Here is a 24,706-nt window from a genome sequence, read left to right on the forward strand (position 1 = left end):
GCGGGTATAACCCGCGTCTTTCCGTTTCGTGTCAGGTTGTGTCTAAATGAGTTTCAGCCCACTGATCCGCCAACTGATCGACGCCCTGCGCATCCTCCCGGGCGTCGGCCAGAAAACCGCTCAGCGCATGGCCTTGCAGTTATTGGAGCGAGACCGCAGCGGCGGCGCGCGTCTATCCCAGGCACTGGCTCAGGCCATGGAGGGGGTAGGGCATTGCCGGCAATGTCGTACCCTGACCGAAGAACAGCTATGTCCGCAGTGTGCCGATCCGCGGCGCGACGACAGCCTGCTGTGCGTCGTGGAAGGGCCGATGGACGTCTACGCTGTGGAGCAGACGGGCTACCGCGGCCGCTATTTCGTGCTCAAGGGCCACCTGTCGCCCCTCGATGGCCTGGGACCGGAGGCGATCGGCATTCCCCAACTCATGAGCCGTATCGAGGCCGAGCCCGCCCTGGTCGAGGTGATCCTGGCCACCAACCCCACCGTGGAAGGCGAAGCCACGGCCCATTACATCGCGCAATTGCTGATGGAAAAGGGCCTGGTAGTGTCGCGCATCGCCCATGGCGTACCCCTGGGCGGCGAGTTGGAAATGGTCGACGGCGGCACCCTGGCCCACTCCTTCGCCGGCCGCAAGCCCATGGCCCTCTAGACGCTGGAAGGCAACCTCATGTGGGAGGTAGCGAAGCTGCCGAATACCAGGCTCTGGTTGATGCCCATTTCCCAGCTGGCGCTGGGTCCCATCGGCTGGAGCGCCACCTCCCTGTGGTCGCCCTGCCGGGTCACATTTCGTCGAGCGAGAAGGCGGTCAGGCTGAACACCGGCACGCCCGCTTCGGTCAGCCGCTGGCCGCCGCCGAGCTCAGGCAGGTCGATAATGGCCGCGGCCTCGTGCACATGGGCGCCCATGCGGCGGGTCAGGTTCACCGCGGCGAGCAGCGTGCCGCCGGTGGCGATCAGGTCATCGAACAGCACCAGCGAATCACCTTCGCAGAGACTGTCGCTGTGCACCTCCAGGAAAGCTTCGCCGTATTCGGTCTGGTAGCCCTCGCTGATCACGTCAGCGGGAAGCTTGCCCTGTTTGCGGAACAGGATCAGCGGCTTGTTGAGCTCGTGGGCCACTACCGCGCCGATCAGGAACCCCCGGGCGTCCATGGCGCCGATGTGGGTGACGTTCTGCTCCACATAGCGTTCGACGAAATGATCGATCACCGTGCGCATGGCCTTGGGTGACTGGAACAGCGGAGTGATGTCGCGGAAGACCACGCCGGGCTTGGGGAAGTCCACCACCGGGCGGATCAGGGACTTGAGGGCGGAATCGTCGAAAAGCATGGGGCATGTCTCGGCAGGCACAAAGGCGGTGATTATAACCGCCTCGGCGCCGTCGTGCTCAGCCCTGCATCGTCCCGCCCGCCAGGGCGCACAGGCGCTCGGGCTCAAGGATGCACACTTCCTTGCCTTCGACCTTGACCAGGCCGCTTTGCTGGAAGCGGGTGAACACCCTGGACACGGTCTCTACCGCCAGACCGAGGAAATTGCCGATGTCACTCCTGGACATGCTCAGGCGGAACTGGTCCGGAGAGTAGCCACGGGCTTCGAAACGCGCCGATAGGTTGATCAGAAAGGTGGCGATGCGCTCATCGGCGGTTTTCCTGGAGAGCAGCAACATCATTTGCTGATCCTCACGGATCTCTCGCCCCATGATTCGCAGCAATTGGCGGCGCAGTTGCGGAAGCTGGCCGGCGAGGTCTTCCAGACGCTCGAAAGGAATTTCGCACACATTGGTGGTTTCCAGGGCGATGGCGGAGACCGGGTAATGGTCGCTGTCGAGGGCGCAAAGGCCGACTACTTCGCTGGGCAAGTGAAAGCCGGTGACCTGTTCCTGACCCTCATCGCTGAGGCTGAAAGTCCGCAAGGCGCCTGAGCGCACAGCATAGAGGGCGCCGAACGGGTCACCCTGGCGGAACAGGAATTCTCCCTTTTTCAAGGGACGCCCGCGCTTGACGATGGCGTCCAGGGCGTCCATGTCTTGCAGGTCCAGCGACAACGGCAGGCAGAGCGGGGCCAGGCTGCAGTCCTTGCAGTTGGCCTGGTGGCGCGGCCCCGATTTGAGTGGCTCGGACATGAGGTCAGTTCCCTTGCGCATGAATTCACGGTCAAGGGTAACTGATTTTTTCACGACGGGGCCAACCCGAGCCCTTGCCCCGCCTGGCTCCCAGCCGCCGCGCCGTGCCTGTAGGCGTGATGCAGGCCGGGCAAACCCTGGTGCAGTGTTGCCAGCAAGGTCCAGGCTGGATGCAGATGCGGGGATGGCGCTTTCAAGTCCTCTGAGGCACAGTCCGGCTTTTGCCCGGAGGCAAACGATGGCAAGCGAATGGGCCGAACGCATGAAGGAAAACGGCTGGCTATGGGACAGTACCTCGGACCAGGTCGGCGATGAGGGCCGCACCTGCCTGATTCTGGCTCATGGCGCCGGCGCCCCGATGGACAGCCCCTTCATGAACAGCATCGCCAGCCTGATTGCCCGCGGTGGCGTGGACGTGCTGCGGTTCGAGTTTCCGTACATGGCGCAGCGTCGGCTGGATGGGGGCAGGCGGCCCCCCAACCCGCAGGCGCGCCTGCTGGAAAAGTGGCGGGAAGTCCATGCCCTGGCCCGGACCCAGGTGACTGGGAAGTTGGCCATTGGCGGCAAATCCATGGGCGGGCGCATGGCCAGCCTGCTGGCCAATGAGCTAGGGGCCGATGCCCTGGTCTGCCTGGGGTATCCCTTCTATGCCGCCGGCAAGCCGGACAAGCCACGGGTGGAGCATTTGGCCGAACTGCAAGTGCCTACCCTGATCATCCAGGGTGAGCGTGACGCCCTCGGTAATCGGGCCGCGGTCGAAAGTTATCGCATGGCGGCCGCTGTCGAGCTGTACTGGATGCCAGCGGCCGACCATGATCTCAAGCCGCTCAAGGCTTCAGGCTTTACCCACGGCCAGCATCTGGAGGCGGCGGCGGATCGCGTCTGCGCCTTCCTGCAATGAGGGTAGGCCCGGTTCAGCGGTTGAAGCGCTCCACCAGGGAGTACTGACTGTCGGCCGTCTGGGTCAGGGCCTCGCTCAGCAGGGCGCTGCTCTGGGCCTTGCCGGCAGTCTGGTCAGCCAGTTCAGCGATGGTGGTGATATTGCGACTGACTTCCTCGGCCACCGAGCTTTGCTCTTCGGTGGCGGCGGCAATCTGGGTGGTCATGTCGGCAATATTGGCTACCGCGTCGCTGATGCCGGCCAGGGCGTTGTCGGCCTCCAACACTCGCGCCACACCTTCCTGAGCCTGACGGTGGCCGGCTTCCATGGTCTGCACCGCCGCGTTGGCGGTCTGCTGCAGCTTGGCGATCAGGCCGTGTATCTGTCCGGTGGATTCGGCGGTGCGCTGGGCCAATTGGCGAACCTCGTCGGCCACCACGGCGAAGCCACGGCCCATTTCACCGGCACGGGCGGCTTCGATGGCTGCGTTCAGCGCCAGCAGGTTGGTCTGGTCAGCGATGCCCTTGATCACATCCACCACGCCGCCGATTTCGTCACTGTCCTTGGCCAGGCGGGTAACCGTCTGCCCCGTCTCGCCCACCGAGGTGGACAGACGTTCGATCGCCTCGCGGGTTTCCCCGGCAATGTCACGCCCGCGACGGGTCAGTTGGTTGGCCTGCTGGGTAGCGTCGGCGGCGCGCTGTACATGGCTGGCCACCTCCTGAGTGGTGGCGGCCATCTCGTTCACGGCGGCGGCCACTTGCTCGGTTTCCGCTTTCTGCCGATCCAGCCCCTCGGAGCTTTCGTGGGCCAGGCGGTCTGCCTGGCGGGCCTGGCCGTTGAGCTGCTCGGCGGTATCCTGCAGGCGGGTCAGGCAGGTTTTCAGCCGGGCTTCCTGGCTGAGCATGGACATTTCCAGGCGGCCTTGCACGCCACGGCTGTCGGTAAACATCTGCGCGATCAGCGGGTCGGAGGTGGTTTGCTCGGCCAGGTGCAACAAGCGTCTCAGGCCGCGCTGCTGCCAGCTCAGGCCCAGCAGGCCCAGGGGAACCGAGAGCACGGCGGCGAAGATGAAGCCCCAGCCCGCGCTCAGCCACAAGGCAATGAGGAAGCCCACCTGGCTGACCAGGATAAAGGGCAGCCAATCCCGCATCACGGGCAGCCAACGCTCCAGGGGGGTGACCGGTGACTTCCCAGCGTTGAGCCGGGCATACAGGGCCTGGGCGCGGCGTACCTGTTCAGCGGTGGGCTTGACCCGAACCGACTCGTAGCCCACCACCTGGCCGCGCTCGAGCACGGGCGTGACGTAGGCGTTGACCCAATAGTAGTCACCGTTCTTGCAGCGGTTCTTGACGATACCCATCCAAGGCTTGCCGCCCTTGAGGGTTTCCCACATGTGGGCGAACACCGCCGCGGGTACATCCGGGTGGCGTACCAGGTTATGCGGGGCGCGAATCAGCTCGTCGCGGCTGTAGCCGCTGATGTCCACGAACGCGTCGTTGCAGTAGGTGATCATCCCCTTGGTGTCGGTGGTGGAGATCAACCGCTGCTGGTCGGGGAAGGACCGTTCGCGTTGGGTGACGGGCTGATTGTTGCGCATGGTAGACAGGTTCCGCTGAGGGCTTTGGCAGGGTGTCGGCGCCATGGGCGGATAGTTTAGTGAAAGCGGTAAGTTTTTCCCCTTTCAAGATAGGGGTTTACACGATTCCGGGATTTGGCTGGAGATTCCGGGGCATCGATCGTACTCGCCAGCCGTGGTTGGGCACGAGCAAGGCTGGCGAATGCGCTGTGCGGAAATGGGTTGTCAGGCCGCGATCAACTGCCTCAATACATAGTGCAAGATCCCACCCGCCTTGAAATATTCCACCTCGTTCAGGGTGTCGATCCTGCACAGCAGCGCCGCCTCCTCTCGCTCGCCGGTGGGCCGGGTAATGACCAGGGTCAGGCTCATGTGAGGGCTCAGGGCGGCGCCGTTCAAGCCGAGGATGTCGAAGCGTTCGCGCCCGGTCAGCCCCAGGGACTTGCGGTTCTGCCCGGCCTGGAACTGCAGTGGCAGCACGCCCATGCCCACCAGGTTGGAACGGTGGATGCGCTCGAAGCTTTCCGCGATCACTGCCTTCACGCCGAGCAGGTTGGTGCCCTTGGCCGCCCAGTCACGGCTTGAGCCGGTGCCGTACTCTTGCCCGGCGATGATCACCAGGGGCGTGCCGCTTTCCTTGTAGCGCATGGCGGCGTCATAGATGGCGAGCCTGTCCCCGGTAGGAATGTGCAAGGTATTGCCGCCTTCCTCGCCGCCCAGCATTTCATTGCGAATGCGGATGTTGGCGAAGGTGCCGCGCATCATCACTTCATGGTTGCCCCGTCGGGAGCCGTAGGAATTGAAGTCCTTGGGCTCGACGCCTTGTTCGCGCAGGTAGCGTCCGGCGGGGCTGTCGACCTTGATATTGCCGGCGGGGGAAATATGGTCCGTGGTGACCGAGTCTCCCAGCAGCGCCAGGGCATGGGCGCCTTTGACGTCAGCGATGCTTGGCAGTGGTCCGGCGATGCCTTCGAAGAACGGGGGGTGGCGGATATAGGTGGACGCTTCATCCCACACATAGGTCGCCGCCTCGGGCACCTGAATGGCTTGCCAGCCGGCATCGCCGGCGAACACTTCGGCATATTCCTTGTGGAACATGGCGGTATCCACCTGGGCCACGGCATCGGCGATCTCACGCTGGCTGGGCCAGATGTCCCGCAGATACACCGGCTGGCCATCCTGGCCGGCGCCCAGGGGCTGGTTGGCGATGTCGATCCGCACGTTGCCGGCCAGGGCATAAGCCACTACCAGCGGCGGCGAGGCCAGCCAGTTGGTTTTTACCAGCGGGTGCACGCGACCTTCGAAGTTACGGTTCCCTGACAGCACCGAGGCGACGGTCAGGTCAGACCGCTGGATGGCCTGTTCGATAGGCGCGTCCAATGGGCCGGAGTTGCCGATGCAGGTGGTGCAGCCGTAACCCACCAGGTCGAAACCGAGCTGTTCGAGGTAAGGCAGCAGTCCAGCGGCCTTGTAGTAGTCCGTGACCACTTTCGAACCAGGAGCCAGGGAGGTCTTCACCCAGGGCTTGCGGGTGAGGCCCTTCTCCACGGCTTTCTTGGCCAGCAGCCCGGCGGCCATCATCACGCTGGGGTTGGAGGTGTTGGTGCAGGAGGTAATGGCGGCGATCACCACCGCCCCGTGCTTGAGGGTATGGGTCTGACCATCGAGCGTGTATTGAGCCTCGCCGGTCTGCCCGCTGTCCGCCACTTCGGTTGCGGGGCTCGGTGGGCTATTCGATGCCTGAGGTGCCGGCTTGAGTTGTAGGCCGATGAAATCGTTGAATGCCTGGCTCACCTGACTCAGCGGCACCCGGTCCTGGGGACGCTTGGGGCCGGCCAGGCTCGATTCCACGGTGCCCATGTCCAGTTCCAGGGTGGCGCTGAAGGCGGGCTCGTCTCCGGGCAAGCGCCACAGGCCCTGGGCCTTGCAGTAGGCTTCCACCAATTGCACCTGTTCCTCGGCGCGGCCGGACAGGCGCAGGTAGCCCAGGGTGATCTCATCCACCGGGAAGAAGCCGCAAGTGGCGCCATATTCCGGCGCCATGTTGGCGATGGTGGCGCGGTCTGCCAGCGGCAGGTCGGCCAGGCCGTCGCCGTAGAACTCGACGAACTTGCCCACTACACCCTTCTTGCGCAACATCTGGGTAACGGTCAGTACCAGGTCGGTAGCGGTGATGCCTTCGCGCAGCTTGCCGGTGAGCTTGAAACCGACCACCTCGGGAATCAGCATCGACACCGGCTGCCCGAGCATGGCCGCCTCGGCCTCTATGCCGCCCACGCCCCAGCCCAGCACGCCCAGGCCGTTGATCATGGTGGTGTGCGAGTCGGTACCGACCAGGGTGTCCGGGAAGGCGTAGGTACGCCCGTCTTCTTCCCGGGTCCAAACGGTGCGGCCCAGGTATTCCAGGTTCACCTGGTGGCAGATGCCCGTTCCCGGCGGCACCACGCTGAAGTTGTCGAAGGCGTTCTGGCCCCAGCGCAGGAAGGCGTAGCGCTCGCCGTTGCGCTGCATCTCGATGTCCACGTTCTGGGCAAAGGCCGCGTCGGTGCCGTAGCGGTCCACCATCACCGAGTGGTCGATGACCAGGTCTACCGTGGAGAGCGGGTTGATCCGCTGAGGATCCCCGCCGGCCCGGGCCACGGCGGCGCGCATGGCGGCCAGGTCGACCACGGCCGGTACGCCGGTGAAATCCTGCATCAGCACCCGGGCCGGGCGGTACTGTATTTCCCGGTCCGAGCGTCGCTGTTCCAGCCAGGCGGCCAGCGCCCTGAGGTCGGCCACTGTCACGGTGCCGCCGTCTTCCCAGCGCAGAAGGTTTTCCAGCAGCACCTTCAAGGACATGGGCAAGGCCCTGAGGTCGCCTAGCTGGTCAGCCGCCGCTGTCAGGCTGAAATAATGGTATTGGCGATCCGCCACGGTCAGCGTTCGCAGGGTTTTCAGGCTATCGAGGGAAGGCATGCGAGTTCTCCTGGGCGGCCCGCACGGTACGGGCCCACGGCTCACGTTCTTTGCACTGGACTTTCCTGGCGGGCACGCGGTTCCCGTTTTTTGCCTGTTTGGGCCAGGGTGCTCTGCCCACCGTACAGCTGCTGGCTGCTATCATGCGGCTTTTGGCGCGCGGGTATCGCGCCGTCCTGTGCCTGACAGCGCCAGTGCAACCCTTCGCGTGTAGAGGAAGCCCATGACTCAGCCCTCCGAACCTCATACGGCCGATGCCGTGCTCGATGCCAGCGGGCTCAACTGCCCGGAACCGGTGATGATGCTGCATCAGTATGTACGAGACCTGGCGGCCGGCGGGCTCTTGAAGGTCATCGCCACCGACCCTTCCACCCGTCGCGATATCCCCAAGTTCTGTGCTTTCCTGGACCACCAGCTGGTCGACCAGCAGGAGCGGGAAGGCACCTACCTCTACTGGATTCGCAAGAAGGCGCAGTGAGCGCCCATAGGCTCAGTCATGCTGATCGTGGTCGATGAAAACATTCCCCTGGCCGAAGCCTTCTTCGGGGGTTTCGGTCAGGTGCGCCGCTTGCCCGGCCGTACCCTGTCCGCCGAGGCCGTGCGTGACGCCGACGCGCTGCTGGTGCGCTCGGTGACCCGGGTCAACCCGGCCCTGCTCGAGGGTAGCGCGGTGCGCTTCGTCGGTACCTGCACCATCGGCACCGACCACCTGGACCTGCCCTGGCTGGAAAGCGCCGGCATCCGCTGGGCCAGCGCGCCAGGCTGCAATGCGCGCGGGGTGGTGGACTATGTCCTGGGAAGCCTGTTCTCCCTGGCCGAACTGGACGGTGTCGCCCTGGCAGGCCGCCGCTACGGCATCGTCGGCGCGGGCCAGGTAGGTGGGCGGCTGGCCCGTGTACTTCGCGGTCTTGGCTGGGACGTGCGGGTGTGCGACCCACCAAGACAGGCGCTCGAGGAGGGCGACTATTGCAGCCTGGAAGAGATCATCGAGCAGTGCGACGTGATCAGCCTGCATACACCGCTCACTCGAACGGGCCCGCAGGCAACCTGGCACCTGTTCGACCGTCAGCGGCTGGAGCGCCTGCGGCCAGGCGCCTGGCTCATCAACGCCGCCCGCGGGCCGGTGATCGACAACCAGGCCCTCAAGGCAGTACTCAACCAGCGCGACGACCTTCAGGCCGTGCTTGACGTCTGGGAAGAAGAGCCTCGCGTGGACCTGGACCTGGCCCGACTGTGCGTGATCGCGACGCCACATATCGCCGGTTACAGCCTCGATGGTCGGCAACGTGGCACCGAGGCGATCTACCAGGCTTTTTGCGCCTGGCAGGGGCAACGCCCATCGCTATCGCTGGAAACCCTGCTGCCGGCGCCCTGGCTGGCTCGGGTCGACATGCATGGCGAGGCCGACCCGGCCTGGGCCCTGGCCATGCTGTGTCGTGGAGTCTATGACCCTCGTCGGGACGATGCCGACTTCAGGCGTAGCCTGGACGCTGACGAAACCCGGCAACGCGCCGCCTTCGATGCGCTGCGCAAGGCCTACCCGGTGCGCCGGGAAATCACTGGCCTGAAGGTAAGGATCGAAGGGCAGGCACCGCTGCTGCGGCGCTATGTGCAGGGCCTCGGCGCCACCCTGCTCGATTGAGGCATGACAACGGGGCAGGCGTCTGGCGCGCCTGCTCCCGGTTTAGCGGTATTCGCAGAGGTAGGCGGTTTCGCTGGCCACTTCCAGTTGGAACTTGCTGTTGGCAGGCACCTGGAACTGACTTCCGGCCTCGAAGGTTTCCCACTGGTCGCTTTCAGGCAGCTTCACTTTCAGCGCGCCCGAGACCACGTGCATGATTTCCCGCTGCGCGGTGCCGAATTCATAATTGCCCGCAGCCATGACACCAATGGTGGCCGGGCCTTCGGCCGTTTCGAAGGCAATGGATTTGACGGTGCCGTCGAAGTACTCGTTGACCTTGAACATTGCGATTCCTCTCGCTTGGGGCTGAAAACGGTGTGCCAGTATGCCCAAGGGCGTAGGGGGCGTCATCCGCTTTTGTACTGTTCAGGTAATGCGAGGGGCAGCAGGCGCGCTGTATTGCGGGCGTCTTCCAGCGCACGATGCTGTTGTCCTTGAAAGTGCAGGCCAGCCAGCTGCAGGGCACCGTTGAGGCCGGCAGGGCGGGGCAGCTGGCGTGCCTTGGCGAAGCGCTGCTTGAGGTTGACGTGAGGCAGTTCGGCCAGTTGACTGCTCAAGCCATGCTCCCGCCACGCAAGCAGGAACTGCTGGCGATCATAGTCGCCCCAGCTGACCCAGCCGGCCAGAGGGCTGGGCAGGTGCCCCAGCCAGCGTTCGAATTGTGCCCAAACCAGAGGCAGGGCTTGCGCGGCGTCGATGTCGGCCTGCCCGATATGGGTCAGACTTTTGCAGAACGAGGTCAATAGCGGTCGCCGCTGGGGGCGCACGAAGCGCTGGAAGTGATCCAGCTCACGGCCGTCGCGGTTGACCAGGCAGGCGCCGATCTCGATGATCTCCATTTCCTCGACCGGCCAGCCACCTTCGTCGGTGGTGGCTTCCAGATCGATGACCAGCCAGTTTGGCATTGTGTCTTCCTTGCGAATCCTGTCTGCTAGAGCCTAGCAAGCTTATAAGGTTCCAGCGCGGCCGCCTTGGCGTCGGCATGCGAGGTTGTTGGCTTGGGTAAAACCGCCTAGCTTAAAGAGCATGTTCAAGCGGAGCCTTTGCCTTGTCCTCCAAGCCCTTGCGCCTGGCCCTCGGGGTCGCCGTCACCGTCGCCATGCTGGGCAATCCGCGTCCTGCGGTGGCGCAGGAGCTGGTGCGCGTCGCGGCCGTGCATTTTCCGCCCTATGTACTGGAACCGGAGGCGGGTGCCGACGCGGGCCTGCTGCCCGAGCTTCTGGCGGCCTTGAACCGGATGCAGGACCGCTATCAATTCAAGGTGGTCCCCACGTCATTGCCCAGGCGGTTCCAGGACCTGCGTCAAGGTCGGGTAGACATCGCCATGTTCGAAAATCCGCGTTGGGGATGGGATGCGATTTCCTACGCGGCCGTGGACATGGGGATCGAAGACGCGGAAGTGTTCGTGGCTAGGCATCTGGAAGGCCGTGACGAGCGCTACTTCAGTCGGCTGAGCGACAAGCGCCTGGCCCTCTACAGCGGCTATCACTATGCCTTCGCGTCTTTCAATGCAGACCCGGCCTACCTGGCCAGCCACTACAGGGCTACCCTGACGTACTCCCATGACAGCAACCTGCTGATGGTGGCGCGCAACCGGGCCGATGTGGCACTGGTGACCCGCTCTTACCTGAACCACTTCTTCAAGGAAAACCCCGAGCTGAAGGATCGCCTCATGGTGTCCAGGCGAACCGACCAGCTCTATCATCACTACGCGATCGTGCGTCCGGACGCTTCGCTGAGCGCAGAAGTGCTGGCGAGCCTGTTCGAGCAACTGCATGCCAACGGTGAGCTGAGCCGGATCTTCGCGCCCTACGGGATCACCGTTCTGCCCCAGGTGGATGGCACGGCCGTCATCGAGCACCGTGCCCCCTGATCCAGCCTCAGCCGAGTTCGAAAGCTTCCAGGCGCGCGCCCTGGCGGTCCCATTCCAGCACCCAGCCCTGGCGGTCCCAGTCGCCCAGCACGATACGCCGCGCCGGCGCGGTACCGACTTCCAGCTTGTGCACGGCCGGGCGGTGGGTATGACCATGGATAAGCGTCTGGACGCCGGCACGGTCCATCACCTGAGGCACTTCCTCGGTGGTCACGTCCACGATGAAGCTGGCCTTGTTGCGCGTATGGGCGCGGCTCTCGTTGCGCAGGCGGCGTGCCAGGCGCTGGCGCCAGGCCACTGGCAGGTGCCTCAGCAGCCACAGCGTGGCCGGATGGCGCAGTACCCGCCTCAGTTTGAGGTAGCCCTCGTCCCGGGTGCACAGCAGGTCACCGTGCATGAGCAGTACCTGTTCACCGTCCAGGCTGATGACGCTCGGATCCGGCAGCAGGGTGCAGCCGGCGGCGCGACAGAAGGCCTGGCCGATGAGAAAGTCCCGGTTGCCATGCATCAGGAACACTTCGGTGCCGCTGTCGGCCAGCGCGCGCAGGGCCGAGCACATGCTGGCCTGGTAGGGCGTCATGGCATCGTCGCCGATCCAGGCTTCGAAGAAGTCGCCCAGGATATACAGCGCCTTGGCGCTTCGGGCCCGCCCTTCAAGAAAGTGCAAAAACGCCCGGGTGATGTCCGGGCGCTCTTCTTGCAAGTGCAGATCGGAGATCAGCAGTATCACTCGATGATCTCGGCGTTCTCGATGACCACGTCTTCCTTGGGCACGTCCTGGTGGCCGGCCTTCGAGCCGGTGGAGACGCTCTTGATCTTGTCGACCACGTCCTGGCCTTCGATCACTTCGCCGAACACGGCGTAGCCCCAGCCTTGGGTGGTAGGCGAGGTGTGGTTGAGGAAGCTGTTGTCCGCCACGTTGATGAAGAACTGGGCGGAGGCAGAGTGCGGGTCCATGGTGCGGGCCATGGCTACGCTGTACTTCTTGTTCGGCAGGCCGTTGTTGGCCTCGTTCTTGATGGGCGCGCGCTTGTCGGTCTTTTCCTTCATGCCCGGTTCGAAACCGCCGCCCTGGATCATGAAGTTCCCGATCACGCGATGGAAGATAGTGTTCTGGTAGTGGCCGGCCTTGACGTACTCGATGAAGTTGGCCACGGTGACCGGGGCCTTGTCGGCGTCGAGTTGCAGCACGATGTCGCCATGGTTGGTGGACAATTTGACCTTGGACATAAAATTCGCTCTTTTCAGACTTTCAAGGAACGCCACGGTTTTACGGTGACGGCCTGTCGGTGGGTTGACAGCTTCAGCTATGATACGGGCTTTGTTTTAGGCTTTGCACGAAAAGTGGCCGCGCCGCCGACCTTTCCTGTAAACCCTAGCTGGCCTTATAGCGTATTTGAAGGATTCCATGACCAAGCCTACCGCCGACAACGCTCCGAACGCCGCCGCCAAGGCCGAGCCCGTGGTTCCGGCCAACTTCCTGCGACCGATCATGCGCGCCGACCTGGACGCCGGCAAGCACGCCGCCATCGTCACGCGCTTTCCGCCAGAGCCCAACGGTTACCTGCATATCGGCCATGCCAAGTCCATCTGCGTGAACTTCGGCCTGGCCGAAGAGTTCGGCGGTAGCTGCCACCTGCGTTTCGACGACACCAACCCGGCCAAGGAAGACCAGGAATACATCGACGCCATCATGGCCGACGTCAAGTGGCTGGGCTTCCAATGGGCGGGCGAAGTGCGCTACGCCTCCCATTATTTCGACCAGCTGCATGACTGGGCGGTGGAGCTGATCAAGGCCGGCAAGGCCTATGTGGACGATCTCACCCCCGAGCAGGCCCGCGAATACCGTGGCAGTCTCACTGAGCCAGGCAGGAACAGCCCGTTCCGTGACCGGAGCGTCGAGGAAAACCTGGACCTGTTCGCGCGCATGAAAGCCGGCGAGTTCAAGGACGGCGAGCGCGTGCTGCGCGCCAGGATCGACATGGCATCGCCGAACATGAACCTGCGCGACCCCATCCTGTACCGCATTCGCCATGCCCATCACCATCAGACCGGCGATGCCTGGTGCATCTACCCCAATTACGATTTCACCCATGGCCAGTCCGATGCCATCGAAGGCATCACCCACTCCATCTGCACCCTGGAGTTCGAAGGCCATCGCCCGCTGTACGAGTGGTTCCTCGACAACCTGCCGGTGCCCAGCAAGCCGCGCCAGTACGAGTTCTCGCGCCTGAACCTGAACTACACCATCACCAGCAAGCGCAAGCTCAAGCAGCTGGTGGACGAGCAGCACGTGCGTGGCTGGGACGACCCGCGCATGTCCACGCTGCAGGGCTATCGTCGCCGTGGCTATACACCTCGGGCCATTCGCAACTTCTGCGAGATGATCGGCACCAACCGTTCCGACGGCGTGGTGGACATGGGCATGCTCGAGTTCGCCATCCGTGAGGACCTGGATCGCACCGCGCCGCGCGCCATGTGCGTGCTGCGCCCCCTGAAGGTGACCCTCACCAACTATCCGGAAAGCGAGCGGCAGGTGCTGGAACTGGCGCGCCATCCCAAGGAAGACATGGGCATGCGCCAGCTGCCCTTCGCCCGCGAGCTGTACATCGACCGCGACGATTTCATGGAGAACCCGCCCAAGGGCTACAAGCGCCTGGAGCCAGGCGGCGAGGTACGCTTGCGCGGGGCCTACGTGATCCGCGCGGACGAAGCGATCAAGGACGCCGAAGGCAATGTCGTGGAGCTGCGCTGCTCCTACGACCCGGATACCCTGGGCAAGAATCCCGAGGGGCGCAAGGTCAAGGGCGTCATCCACTGGGTGCCGGCCGAGGCCAGCGTGGAATGCGAGGTTCGCCTGTACGACCGGCTGTTCCGCTCGGCGAACCCAGAGAAATCGGAGGAGGGCGGCAGCTTCCTGGACAACATCAATCCGGATTCCCTGCAGGTGCTTACCGGCTGCCGCGCCGAGCCGTCCCTGGCCCAGGCCCAGCCCGAGGACCGCTTCCAGTTCGAGCGCGAGGGGTACTTCTGCGCGGACCTGAAAGATACCCGGCCAGGCAAGCCTGTGTTCAACCGTACCGTGACCCTGCGTGACTCCTGGAGCTGATGCCACCGTGCTGACCATCTACAACACCCTGACCAAGGCCAAGGAACCCTTCAAGCCAATGGATGGCAACAAGGTGCGCATGTACGTCTGCGGCATGACGGTCTACGACTACTGCCACCTGGGCCACGGTCGCAGCATGGTCGCCTTCGACCTGATTACCCGCTGGCTGCGCCATAGCGGCTATGACCTGACCTATGTGCGCAACATCACGGATGTCGAGGACAAGATCATCAATCGCGCTCGCGAAAACGGCGAGCCCATCGATGCCCTCACTGCCCGCATGATCGACGCCATGCACGAGGACGAGCGACGGCTCAATATCCTGCCGCCGGACCAGGAGCCGCGGGCCACCGACCATATCGCCGGCATGCAGGCGATGATCCAGCAACTGATCGATAAGGGCTATGCCTATGCGCCGGGCAATGGCGACGTGTATTACCGCGTCGGCAAGTTCCAGGGCTACGGCAAGCTGTCGCGCAAGCGTATCGAAGACTTGCGCATCGGCGCTCGCATCGAGGTGGAAGAAGCCAAGCAGGATCCGCTCGACTTCGTGTTGTGGAAGGCCGCCAAGCCGGGGGAGCCGAGCTGGGAGTCTCCGTGGGGGCCGGGCCGGCCGGGCTGGCACATCGAATGCTCGGTGATGTCCACCTGCTGCCTGGGCGAAACCTTCGACATCCATGGTGGCGGCAGCGACCTGGAATTCCCGCACCATGAGAACGAGATCGCCCAGAGCGAGGCGGCCACGGGCAAGCCCTACGCCAACGCCTGGATGCATTGCGGGATGATCCGCATCAATGGCGAGAAGATGTCCAAGTCCTTGAACAACTTCTTCACCATCCGCGATGTGCTGGAAAAGTACCATCCCGAGGTGGTTCGCTACCTGCTGGTAGCCAGCCATTACCGTAGCGCCATCAACTATTCCGAAGACAGCCTGCGCGATGCCAAGGGCGCCCTCGAACGTTTCTACCACGCGCTCAAGGGTCTGCCCCTGAGCCAGCCGGCGGGCGGAGAAGCCTTCGTGGAGCGCTTCGCCGCGGCCATGAACGACGACTTCAACACCGCTGAGGCTTGCGCGGTGCTGTTCGACCTGGTGCGCGAGATCAACCGCCTGCGCGATACCGATGCCCAGGCCGCCGCTGGCCTGGCCGGGCGCTTGCGTGAACTGGGCGGCCTGCTCGGCGTTCTCCAGCTCGACGCCGAAGCCTTCCTGCGCGCTGGCGCCGAGCATCGGGTCAACGCTGCCGAGGTAGATGCCCTCATCCAGGCGCGCTTGCAGGCACGGGCGGACAAGAACTGGGCAGAGTCCGACCGTATCCGCGATCAGCTGACCGCCATGGGTGTATTGCTGGAGGATGGCAAGGGCGGCACCAGCTGGCGCCTGGCGGACTAGCGGACAGCGATTCCCCAGCTGGCGCTGGGTCCCACAGGTGGGAGGCAGCGCCAGCTGCCGAATGGCTCTCAAGGCCAGCGCCTGTTCGGCCGTTTCGCTGGCGCTTACCCGGCATTCATTTCCCGCAGCCGCTTGTAGACGGTGTTGCGGCTTACGCCAAGCCGTCGGGCTACCTGGGAGATATTGCCATCCGTGGCGCGCAGCAGGGCGTTGATGTCCTGGGCAGGTACCTCCATCATCCGGGCGGGTAGCGCCTGTGGCGGCGACCAGGTCGCGGCGGGGTGGTCCGCCATTGCCAGCAGTTCTTCCGGCAGGTGCTCCAACTCGATCAGCGCGTCGTCCGCCAGGGCGAGGGCGACCTGGATCACGCTGTTGAGTTGACGCAGGTTGCCGGGCCAGGGGTGAGTCATCAGAGCGTGGAGGGCCGCCTCGCTGAAACCGGCGTCCTGCTCTGGCTGGCGGTGCCGCTCCCATATGGCCTGGATCAGTTCACGGCGATCGCTACGCGCTCTCAAGGGGGGCAAGGTCAGGGTAAAGCCGGCGATCCGGTAGTACAGGTCTTCACGGAATCGTCCCTCGGTCACAGCCTCGCGCAGGTCACGGTGAGTCGCGCAAAGGATCCGGACATCCACCGGCACCGGATCGCCGCTGCCCAATGGCTGGATCGCCCGTTCCTGCAATACCCGCAGCAGCCGGGCCTGGGTGCCTAGTGGCATGTCGCCGATTTCATCGAAGAACAGCACGCCCTTGTCAGCCTTGCGGATCAAGCCGAGGTTGCCCTTCTGGTTGGCCCCGGTGAAGGCACCGCGCTCGTAGCCGAAGAGCTCGGATTCAACCAACTCTGCCGGGATAGCGGCGCAGTTCACTGCGACCAGCGGCTGGTGGGCCCGGGAGCTGGCCGCATGCAGCGCCTTGACCAGAACCTCCTTGCCCGAGCCGGTCTCGCCGCGGATCAATACCGGGATATCGCGCTCCAGCAAGCGCAGGCCCTTATGCACAAGCGTCGCTTGCTCGTTGGGCAAGGGCACCTTGGCCTGGGCGGGGCGGGCGGGGGCCTGCAACAGGCATTGCAAGCGACTGCGTCCCGCCGCCAGCAAGGGGAAAGGTTGCTGGCCGGCGCGCCCGAGCAACTCGGCCAGGCCCAGCTTGAACACGCTGTCCAGATTAGCGCCTCGTGGATCCTTGCCCAACAGGGTATCGGCGCGACGGTTCGCGGCAATGATCTGACCGTCCGGGCGGAACACCACCACCCCGGCCCAGGGGCTGTCCAGGTTGTTATGCGCGGTGTTGAACACCAGCCGGTAGTGATGATCGCGCAGGCGTGCCTCCAGCAGCGCGTTTTCCAAGGCCTGGGCCATCATCTTCACGGTGCCGAGGGTATGAGACGGCGGCAGGAAGCTGTCACTGGACAAAGCGAGCGCGCCCACCAATCGACGATCGGCATCATGGACAGGGGCGGCCGAGCCGCTCATGAAGCGGTTGGCGGCGAGGAAGTGCTCGTCATGCTCCACATGGACCGCCTGGCCCGCGGCGAGCGCGGTGCCCAGGGCATTGCAACCGACCCGCGCCTCGCTCCAGTCGGCCCCCGGGAGGAAACCATGGGCCTGGCCAGGAGCGAAGCGCGGCGTGCCCCAGCTGCGCAGCAGCTTGCCGTGCTCGTCGGCCAGCAACAACAGGGCTTGGATAGGGGCCAAGACCTGAGCGTACGTGGGCACCAGGCAGGTATCGGCAATGTGCAGCACCTCAGCGCGCCTCGCTTGCCAGTGGGCTACGGTGGAAGCGTCCGGCTTGCCATGGTCGGGCGCCGCCTGGGCATCGAGGCCTGCCGCTGTGGAACGTGCCCAGGCTTCGCGAATGGCCTGCTCATGAACGATGGCGCTGGTGCTCGCGGACATGCTGCTGCCCTTTATGGTTATTTTTGTCCTCCCAGTGTTGTTCAAAGCTGAACATTGTCAACACTCCGGGTGTTCAATTGTTCAGCGCTCCGTGTTCATTTCTGTTCAGTTCTGAACGCGCCGCGTGGTCCGCCCGCTCTGGCAATGCACTTTTCACCGTTTGGCACAGTTGTGGCTATGACTTGCTCACTACAACAAGAAGGGCGCCGCCATGGCATTGGAACTGCGCAACGTGAGCCGTATCGTGGATGGGCAGCGCTGGATCGACGCCGCCAACCTGCGCTTCGAAGCCGGCTCTTTCAATGTATTGCTAGGCCGGACCCTGGCCGGCAAAACCAGCCTCATGCGTCTGATGGCCGGGCTGGACCGCCCCGACGGCGGCCAGATACTGATGCACGGCAGGGATGTCACCGGTGTTCCCGTACGGGAGCGCAAGGTCTCGATGGTCTACCAGCAATTCATCAACTACCCCAACCTCACCGTCTACGAAAACATCGCTTCGCCCTTGCGTCAGGCGCGACTGCCTGCGGACGAGATCGACCAGCGTGTGCGCACCACGGCGCGGATGCTGCGCATCGAGCCCTTCCTGGGGCGGCATCCGCTGGCGCTATCCGGCGGCCAGCAACAGCGCACGGCCATGGCAAGGGCCTTGGTCAAGGACGCGGAGCTGGTTCTGTTCGATGAGCCCCTGGTCAACCTGGACTACAAACTGCGTGAAGAGCTGCGCCTGGAAATGCGTGAGCTGTTCGCCGCTCGCCATACCATCGCCGTCTACGCCACCACCGAGCCCAACGAGGCCCTGGCCTTGGGCGGTACCACCACCCTGGTGCACGAGGGGCGGATCATTCAGAGCGGCGATACCGCCCAGGTGTACCAGCGACCGAGTGAAGTGCTGGCGGCCGAGCTGTTCTCCGAGCCACCGCTGAACCTGCTGCCGGGGCGTATCCGGGGTGGGGAGACCAGCTTTGCCGACTTCGCTCATTTCCCCTTGAACGCCGACCTGCAAGGTCTTGGCGAGGGGGATTTCCGTTTCGGGGTGCGCCCCAGCCATATCAGCCTGGTGCCGTCGAATGATGACGACCTGGAGCTGGCGGTGACCGTGGAGCTGGCGGAAATCAGTGGCTCGGAAACCTTCCTGCATGTGCGCAACGATCAGTGGCGATTGGTGGCGCACCTGCCCGGTGTTCACGAGTTTCCCGTGGATGCGCCTATCAAGGTGTACATCCCCACCCACAAACTGTTCGTGTTCGAGCCCCAGGGTCGCCTTGTCCAGGCGCCCGGCCGACGCATGGCGAGGGTCGCCTGATGGCTGAGATCCGTCTGCAACAATTGGCTCATAGCTATGTTCGCGAGCCCGGTGCGCCTGAAGATTACGCGCTGCGCCAGCTGGACCACATCTGGGAGCAGGGTGGCGCCTACGCGTTGCTGGGGCCGTCCGGGTGTGGCAAGTCCACCTTGCTCAATATCATCTCCGGCTTGCTCAATCCCTCCGAGGGGCAGGTGCTGTTCGATGGCAGGCGAGTGAACGAGCTGACGCCGGAACAGCGCAACATTGCCCAGGTTTTTCAGTTTCCCGTGGTGTACGACACCATGACCGTGTTCGACAACCTGGCCTTTCCCCTGCGTAACCAGGGCATGGCTGCCGATCGGATACAGCGCAAGGTCGAGGAAATCGCCGAGGTGCTCGAGCTAACCCCGGTGCTGGGCAAGAAGGCTCGCAACCTGAGCGCCGATGAAAAGCAGAAGGTGTCCATGGGGCGCGGGCTGGTGCGCGATGACGTCTCGGCCATTCTCTTCGACGAGCCCCTGACCGTGATCGACCCGCACCTGAAGTGGAAGCTGCGGCGCAAGCTCAAGCAGATCCACGAGCAGTTCAACATCACCATGGTGTATGTCACCCACGACCAGCTGGAGGCCTCCACCTTCGCCGACAAGATCGCCGTGATGTATGGCGGGCAGATCGTCCAGTTCGGCACCCCGCGGGAGCTGTTCGAGCGGCCGCGCCACAGCTTCGTCGGCTACTTCATCGGTAGCCCGGGCATGAACCTGATCGACGTCACCGAGCAGGACGGTTTCCTGACCTTCGGTGACGTGCGTGTACCCGTGCCGGTGGGCTTGGAGAGCCAGCTCCCTGGATTGGCCGGGCAGCGCTTGCAACTGGGTATCCGCCCGGAGTTCGTGCGCATCTGGGACGCGCCTTCCGAGCACACCCTGGCGGCGCGTCTGCGTCACGTGGAAGACCTCGGTACCTACCGGATCATTACCCTGGAACTGGGCGGCAAGCGCCTGATGGCACGCTTGCCCGAAGACCGGCAATTGCCGGAGGGGGAGATCCCTGTCAGTTTCCCGGCCCCCTGGCTGATGCTCTATGCCGATGAAAAGCTGGTGGAGGCAGGCCAATGAACAAAGTCCCCAACAACAAGGCCTGGTGGCTGGTGATGCCAGTGTTCATCCTGGTGGCGTTCAGCGCCATCGTGCCGATGATGACGGTGGTCAACTATTCGGTGCAGGATATCTTCGACGTCAATAGTCGGTTCTTCGTCGGCGCCGATTGGTACCGGCAGGTGCTGCAGGATCCGCGTCTGCATGATTCCCTGCTGCGACAGTTCATCTATTCGGCCTGTGTGCTGGCCATCGAGATCCCCCTGGGCATCGCCATCGCCCTGTGCATGCCGAGCAAGGGGCGTCGTGCCTCGCTCTGCCTGATCGTCATGGCGATTCCGCTGCTGATTCCGTGGAACGTAGTCGGCACCATCTGGCAGATCTTCGGCCGGGGCGACATCGGCCTGATGGGCTGGGCCCTCAATGCCATGGGCATGGACTACAACTACGCGGCCCATACCCGCGATGCGTGGGGCACGGTGCTGGTAATGGACGTGTGGCACTGGACCTCGCTGGTGGCCCTGTTGTGCTACTCGGGCCTGCGCGCCATCCCCGATGTGTACTACCAGGCGGCGCGCATCGACCGCGCCTCGCCCTGGGCGGTGTTTCGCTACATCCAGTTGCCCAAGCTCAAGAGCGTGTTGCTGATCGCGGTCATGCTGCGGTTCATGGACAGCTTCATGATCTACACCGAGCCCTTCGTGCTCACCGGTGGCGGGCCCGGCAATGCCACCACCTTCCTGAGCCAGACCTTGACCCAGATGGCGGTGGGACAGTTCGACCTGGGCCCGGCGGCCGCGTTTTCGCTGGTGTATTTCCTGATCATCCTGTTGGTGTCCTGGGTGTTCTACACCGCCATGACCCATTCGGACCGGGCTTGAGGGCCATGACCATGCGCAAACCCATCGCCTTGACCCTGTTTCTCACCTTCCTGCTGGTGCCTATCTACTGGCTGGTGAACATGTCGTTCAAGACCAATACGGAAATCCTCGGTGGCCTGACCCTCTGGCCCAAGGATTTCACCCTCGCCAATTACCAGGTGATCTTCACCGACCCAAGCTGGTATCAGGGTTACCTCAATTCCCTGACTTATGTAAGCCTCAACACGCTGATTTCGCTGCTGGTGGCGCTGCCGGCGGCCTATGCTTTCTCCCGTTATCGGTTCCTGGGTGACAAACACCTGTTCTTCTGGCTGCTCACCAACCGCATGGCGCCCCCGGCGGTGTTCCTGCTGCCCTTCTTCCAGCTGTATTCCTCTATCGGCCTGTTCGATACCCCTTATGCCGTAGCCTTGGCTCATTGCCTGTTCAACGTGCCATTGGCGGTATGGATTCTCGAAGGGTTCATGTCGGGCGTGCCCAAGGAAATCGACGAAACCGCTTACATCGATGGCTATGGGTTCTGGAAATTCTTCTTGCGCATCTTCATTCCCTTGATCGGCTCTGGCATCGGTGTCACCGCGTTCTTCTGCTTCATGTTCTCCTGGGTGGAACTGCTGCTGGCGCGCACCCTGACCAGCGTCAGCGCCAAGCCCATCGCCGCGGTCATGACCCGGACCGTCTCGGCGGCGGGAATCGACTGGGGCGTGCTGGCGGCCGCCGGCGTGCTGACCATCGTGCCGGGTGTGCTGGTGATCTGGTTCGTTCGCAACCATGTGGCCAAGGGCTTCGCCCTTGGGCGCGTCTGAGGAGGCGCCCATGAACTGGATGGCCTGGACTCTACCCACTGCCGTGTTCTTCATCGCCATCGCGGTGCTGCTGGCCGGCATGACCGCCTACGAGCTGCGGCGGCCCGGCGCCGAGCGGCGTGGTTTCCTGCCGATTGCCACGACCCGTGGCGATCGGCTGTTCATCGGCCTTCTCGGTAGCGCCTATCTTCACTTGCTGGTGATAGGCGTTACCGACTGGAGCATCTGGGTAGCCTCGGCGCTGGCCCTGGTGTGGTTGGCAGTAGTGATGCGCTGGGGCTGATCGCCCCTTGCTAGACGGGCGCTGGCCGCTGGGCGCGGCGCGTATATCCATTCGGGAGGTTCCCCATGCTGGACAACAAGAACAACAGGCGACAGGGCTTCACGCTGGCCGCCCTGCTGGTGCTCACCGCCTATGGCTCGCTGGCCCACGCCGACCAGTACGAAGACGCGGCGAAGAAGTGGATCGATAGCGAGTTCAAGCCCTCGACCCTAAGCTCCGAGCAGCAGATGGCCGAGCTTAAGTGGTTCATCGAAGCGGCCAAGCCGTTCCGTGGCATGAGCATCAAGGTAGTGTCTGAAACCCTGACCACCCATGAGTACGAGTCCAAGGTGCTGGCCAAGGCTTTCACCGAAATCACCGGCATCAAGCTCACCCACGACCTGGTGCAGGAAGGCGATGTGGTAGAGAAACTACAGACCCAGATGCAATCGGACGAGAACATCTATGACGGCTGGGTGAATGACTCCGACCTGATCGGCACTCACTTCCGCTACGGCAAGGCCGAATCGATCACCGATATGATGGCCAACGAAGGCAAGGCCTATACTTCGCCGACCCTCGACCTGCAAGACTTCATCGGCATCTCCTTTACCACCGCGCCCGATGGCAAGATCTACCAGCTGCCCGACCAGCAGTTCGCCAACTTGTACTGGTTCCGCGCCGACTGGTTCGAGCGGCCTGACCTGAAAGAGAAATTCAAGGCCAAGTACGGCTATGAACTGGGCGTGCCGGTGAACTGGTCGGCTTATGAAGACATCGCCAAGTTCTTCAGCGAAGACGTCAAGGAGATCGACGGTAAGCGCGTCTATGGCCACATGGACTACGGCAAGAAAGACCCTTCCCTGGGATGGCGCTTCACCGATGCCTGGTTCTCCATGGCCGGTGGCGGCGACAAGGGGTTGCCTAACGGGCTGCCGGTGGACGAGTGGGGTATCCGGGTAGAGGACTGCCGTCCGGTAGGTTCCAGCGTGACCCGTGGTGGCGATACCAACGGCCCGGCGGCCGTCTACGCGACACAAAAGTACATCGACTGGCTCAAGGCCTATGCGCCTCCCCAGGCCGCGGGCATGACCTTCTCCGAGGCAGGCCCGGTGCCCGCGCAGGGCGCGGTCGCCCAGCAGATCTTCTGGTACACCGCCTTCACCGCGGACATGACCAAGCCGGGCCTGCCCGTGGTGAACAGCGATGGCACGCCCAAGTGGCGGATGGCGCCGTCACCCAAGGGGCCGTACTGGGAAGAGGGTATGAAGTTGGGCTACCAGGACACCGGTTCCTGGACCTTCTTCAAGTCCACCCCGGAGAAACAGCGCTTGGCGGCCTGGCTGTACGCGCAGTTCGTGACGGCCAAGTCGGTTTCGCTGAAAAAGACCATCGTGGGCCTGACGCCGATTCGTGAATCGGACATCAATTCCCAGGCCATGACCGACCTGGCGCCCAAGCTCGGCGGGTTGGTGGAGTTCTACCGCAGCCCGGCGCGCGTGCAGTGGACGCCGACCGGAACCAACGTGCCGGATTATCCGAAGCTGGCCCAGCTGTGGTGGAAGCACGTCTCGGACGCGGTCAGCGGCGAGAAGACCGCCCAGCAGGCGCTGGATGGGCTGGCGCTGGACCAGGACAACATGCTCAAGCGCCTGGAGCGGGCACAGGCCGGCTCCAAGTGCGGGCCGAAGCTCAATGAAGAGAAGACCGCCCAGTACTGGTTCGACCAGCCCGGCGCACCCAAGCCGAAGCTGGCCAATGAGAAACCCCAGGGGCAGACCGTCAGCTACAGCGAGCTGTTGAAGTCCTGGGAAGCGGCGAAGAAATAGCGGCTCGCCCGGCGCGGCTGGCGAATCTGGCCTGGAGCCCAGGCCTGTTCGCCAGCGGCAAAACCCCGGTTACGGGTGGAGTGCCTCGGCCGCGTAGAGGGTATTTTCCAGCAGGCAGGCCCGGGTCATCGGGCCGACGCCGCCCGGCACGGGGGTGATCCATCCGGCCCGGGGCAGGGCGGTGTCATAAACCACATCCCCTACCAGCTTGCCGTCATCCTGACGGTTGATGCCAACGTCGATCACGATGGCGCCAGGCTTGATCCATTCCCCTTTCACCAGCCCCGGCTTGCCCGCCGCGACCACCAGCAGGTCAGCGCGAGCGACGTGATCGGCCAGGTCCCGGGTGAACCTGTGGGTCACGGTGACGGTGCAGCCACCGAGCAGCAACTCCATGGCCATGGGGCGGCCGACGATGTTCGAGGCCCCGACCACTACTGCGTTCATGCCGTACAGATCCTGCCCGGTACTTTCCAGCAGCGTCATGATGCCCTTGGGCGTGCAAGGACGCAGCAGCGGAATGCGCTGGGCGAGGCGGCCGACGTTGTAAGGGTGGAAGCCGTCCACGTCCTTGTCCGGGTGAATGCGCTCCAGCAGGCCGGACGCATCCAGCCCCTTGGGCAGGGGCAATTGCAGCAGGATGCCGTCGATGGCCGGGTCCGCGTTCAGCTCGTCGATGAGCGCTTCCAGTTCCTGCTGGCGGGTACTGGCTGGAAGGTCGTAGGCGCGGGACAGGAAGCCGACTTCCTCGCAGTCCTTGCGCTTGTGGGAAACGTAGACCTGCGAAGCCGGGTCGGTACCTACCAGAATGACGGCCAGGCCGGGTACGCGCAGCCCCTGCGCCTTGCGATCGGCCACGCGCTGGGCGATCCGTTGGCGCAGGTTGGCGGCAATAGCCTTGCCATCGATAAGTTGTGCTGTCATGACGCGCGATAAACCATGGAAGGGGAGAAAAAGGTGCTCGTATTCTCGCACGGTGGGCGGCCAGGTCAAAGGCGCGGCAATCGAAGAAAACGCTAAGCCCTTTAAATCCATGAATTTTTTTCGAAAAAAGAGTTGA

General features: G+C 63.7%; 23 protein-coding genes. 13 read left to right on the forward strand and 10 right to left on the reverse strand.

Annotated features, from left to right (window positions below; all coding sequences use genetic code 11):
- The first annotated feature begins 46 nt into the window (after window positions 1-46).
- Window positions 47-649 (forward strand): recombination mediator RecR, encoded by a 603-nt coding sequence (gene recR, locus ACP691_RS11030; protein WP_426149494.1) that lies wholly within the window; start codon window positions 47-49, stop codon window positions 647-649.
- A 130-nt stretch (window positions 650-779) separates the two neighbouring features.
- On the opposite strand, the gene ACP691_RS11035 is transcribed toward recR, so the two are convergent.
- Window positions 780-1,328, reverse strand: coding sequence for an adenine phosphoribosyltransferase (locus ACP691_RS11035; protein ID WP_040260851.1), 549 nt, complete (start codon window positions 1,326-1,328; stop codon window positions 780-782).
- A gap of 58 nt (window positions 1,329-1,386) precedes the next feature.
- Window positions 1,387-2,121 carry a fumarate/nitrate reduction transcriptional regulator Fnr gene (fnr, locus tag ACP691_RS11040; RefSeq protein WP_426149495.1) on the reverse strand — a complete coding sequence of 245 codons (735 nt, stop codon included), beginning with the start codon at window positions 2,119-2,121 and terminating at the stop codon, window positions 1,387-1,389.
- A 238-nt stretch (window positions 2,122-2,359) separates the two neighbouring features.
- Here fnr and ACP691_RS11045 point away from each other — a divergent pair, with 238 nt between their 5' ends.
- The gene (locus ACP691_RS11045; RefSeq protein WP_426149496.1) at window positions 2,360-3,022 is read left to right on the forward strand and encodes an alpha/beta family hydrolase; all 663 of its coding nucleotides are present in this window, start codon (window positions 2,360-2,362) and stop codon (window positions 3,020-3,022) included.
- Window positions 3,023-3,035: 13 nt separating this feature from the next.
- Here the strand turns inward: ACP691_RS11045 and ACP691_RS11050 are convergent, their stop codons facing one another.
- Both ACP691_RS11050 and acnA read right to left on the reverse strand, forming a co-directional pair.
- Window positions 3,036-4,601: a methyl-accepting chemotaxis protein gene (locus ACP691_RS11050; protein WP_426149497.1), complete on the reverse strand. Its 1,566-nt coding sequence runs from the start codon at window positions 4,599-4,601 to the stop codon at window positions 3,036-3,038.
- Window positions 4,602-4,805: 204 nt separating this feature from the next.
- On the reverse strand, window positions 4,806-7,538 hold the full coding sequence (gene acnA, locus ACP691_RS11055; protein WP_426149498.1) for an aconitate hydratase AcnA: 2,733 nt from the start codon (window positions 7,536-7,538) through the stop codon (window positions 4,806-4,808).
- A gap of 223 nt (window positions 7,539-7,761) precedes the next feature.
- On the opposite strand from acnA, the gene tusA reads away from it, so the two are divergent.
- Entirely contained in the window at window positions 7,762-8,016 is a 255-nt protein-coding gene (tusA, locus tag ACP691_RS11060) for a sulfurtransferase TusA (RefSeq protein ID WP_040260846.1), read from the forward strand.
- Between the two features lie 18 nt (window positions 8,017-8,034).
- Complete coding sequence (pdxB, locus tag ACP691_RS11065; protein WP_426149499.1) at window positions 8,035-9,180, forward strand: 4-phosphoerythronate dehydrogenase PdxB; 1,146 nt, start codon at window positions 8,035-8,037, stop codon at window positions 9,178-9,180.
- A 42-nt stretch (window positions 9,181-9,222) separates the two neighbouring features.
- Here pdxB and ACP691_RS11070 read toward each other — a convergent pair whose 3' ends face one another.
- Window positions 9,223-9,504, reverse strand: a complete 282-nt coding sequence (locus ACP691_RS11070; protein WP_040260844.1) for a pyrimidine/purine nucleoside phosphorylase — start codon at window positions 9,502-9,504, stop codon at window positions 9,223-9,225.
- Window positions 9,505-9,566: 62 nt separating this feature from the next.
- Entirely contained in the window at window positions 9,567-10,124 is a 558-nt protein-coding gene (locus ACP691_RS11075; protein ID WP_426149500.1) for an exonuclease domain-containing protein, read from the reverse strand.
- 143 nt (window positions 10,125-10,267) lie between these two features.
- Here ACP691_RS11075 and ACP691_RS11080 point away from each other — a divergent pair, with 143 nt between their 5' ends.
- Entirely contained in the window at window positions 10,268-11,092 is an 825-nt protein-coding gene (locus ACP691_RS11080) for a substrate-binding periplasmic protein (protein ID WP_426149501.1), read from the forward strand.
- Between the two features lie 7 nt (window positions 11,093-11,099).
- On the opposite strand, the gene lpxH is transcribed toward ACP691_RS11080, so the two are convergent.
- Both lpxH and ACP691_RS11090 read right to left on the reverse strand, forming a co-directional pair.
- Window positions 11,100-11,822, reverse strand: coding sequence for a UDP-2,3-diacylglucosamine diphosphatase (lpxH, locus tag ACP691_RS11085; RefSeq protein WP_426149502.1), 723 nt, complete (start codon window positions 11,820-11,822; stop codon window positions 11,100-11,102).
- Window positions 11,819-12,322, reverse strand: coding sequence for a peptidylprolyl isomerase (locus ACP691_RS11090; RefSeq protein ID WP_426149503.1), 504 nt, complete (start codon window positions 12,320-12,322; stop codon window positions 11,819-11,821). The genes lpxH and ACP691_RS11090 overlap by 4 nt, the downstream gene beginning before the upstream one ends.
- A gap of 178 nt (window positions 12,323-12,500) precedes the next feature.
- On the opposite strand from ACP691_RS11090, the gene ACP691_RS11095 reads away from it, so the two are divergent.
- Entirely contained in the window at window positions 12,501-14,201 is a 1,701-nt protein-coding gene (locus tag ACP691_RS11095) for a glutamine--tRNA ligase/YqeY domain fusion protein (RefSeq protein WP_426149504.1), read from the forward strand.
- A 7-nt stretch (window positions 14,202-14,208) separates the two neighbouring features.
- Entirely contained in the window at window positions 14,209-15,591 is a 1,383-nt protein-coding gene (gene cysS, locus ACP691_RS11100) for a cysteine--tRNA ligase (RefSeq protein ID WP_426149709.1), read from the forward strand.
- Between the two features lie 104 nt (window positions 15,592-15,695).
- Here the strand turns inward: cysS and ACP691_RS11105 are convergent, their stop codons facing one another.
- Window positions 15,696-17,486 (reverse strand): sigma-54-dependent Fis family transcriptional regulator, encoded by a 1,791-nt coding sequence (locus ACP691_RS11105; RefSeq protein ID WP_426149505.1) that lies wholly within the window; start codon window positions 17,484-17,486, stop codon window positions 15,696-15,698.
- A gap of 211 nt (window positions 17,487-17,697) precedes the next feature.
- Here ACP691_RS11105 and ACP691_RS11110 point away from each other — a divergent pair, with 211 nt between their 5' ends.
- The 6 genes from ACP691_RS11110 (at window position 17,698) to ACP691_RS11135 (ending at window position 23,646) form a co-directional block, all read left to right on the forward strand.
- Window positions 17,698-18,792, forward strand: coding sequence for an ABC transporter ATP-binding protein (locus ACP691_RS11110; RefSeq protein WP_426149506.1), 1,095 nt, complete (start codon window positions 17,698-17,700; stop codon window positions 18,790-18,792).
- Entirely contained in the window at window positions 18,792-19,889 is a 1,098-nt protein-coding gene (locus ACP691_RS11115) for an ABC transporter ATP-binding protein (RefSeq protein ID WP_426149507.1), read from the forward strand. The genes ACP691_RS11110 and ACP691_RS11115 overlap by 1 nt, the downstream gene beginning before the upstream one ends.
- The gene (locus tag ACP691_RS11120) at window positions 19,886-20,749 is read left to right on the forward strand and encodes a carbohydrate ABC transporter permease (protein ID WP_040260836.1); all 864 of its coding nucleotides are present in this window, start codon (window positions 19,886-19,888) and stop codon (window positions 20,747-20,749) included. Before ACP691_RS11115 ends, ACP691_RS11120 begins: the two co-directional genes overlap by 4 nt.
- 5 nt (window positions 20,750-20,754) lie before the next feature.
- Window positions 20,755-21,555, forward strand: a complete 801-nt coding sequence (locus tag ACP691_RS11125; RefSeq protein WP_040260835.1) for a carbohydrate ABC transporter permease — start codon at window positions 20,755-20,757, stop codon at window positions 21,553-21,555.
- 10 nt (window positions 21,556-21,565) lie between these two features.
- Window positions 21,566-21,838, forward strand: a complete 273-nt coding sequence (locus ACP691_RS11130) for a DUF2160 domain-containing protein (RefSeq protein ID WP_426149508.1) — start codon at window positions 21,566-21,568, stop codon at window positions 21,836-21,838.
- Between the two features lie 65 nt (window positions 21,839-21,903).
- Window positions 21,904-23,646, forward strand: a complete 1,743-nt coding sequence (locus ACP691_RS11135; RefSeq protein ID WP_426149509.1) for an ABC transporter substrate-binding protein — start codon at window positions 21,904-21,906, stop codon at window positions 23,644-23,646.
- Between the two features lie 69 nt (window positions 23,647-23,715).
- Here the strand turns inward: ACP691_RS11135 and folD are convergent, their stop codons facing one another.
- The gene (folD, locus tag ACP691_RS11140) at window positions 23,716-24,570 is read right to left on the reverse strand and encodes a bifunctional methylenetetrahydrofolate dehydrogenase/methenyltetrahydrofolate cyclohydrolase FolD (protein WP_426149510.1); all 855 of its coding nucleotides are present in this window, start codon (window positions 24,568-24,570) and stop codon (window positions 23,716-23,718) included.
- Between the last annotated feature and the right edge of the window lie 136 nt (window positions 24,571-24,706).

The sequence above is a fragment of the Pseudomonas sp. DC3200b2 genome (genome assembly GCF_049895785.1).
Taxonomy (GTDB): domain Bacteria; phylum Pseudomonadota; class Gammaproteobacteria; order Pseudomonadales; family Pseudomonadaceae; genus Aquipseudomonas; species Aquipseudomonas massiliensis.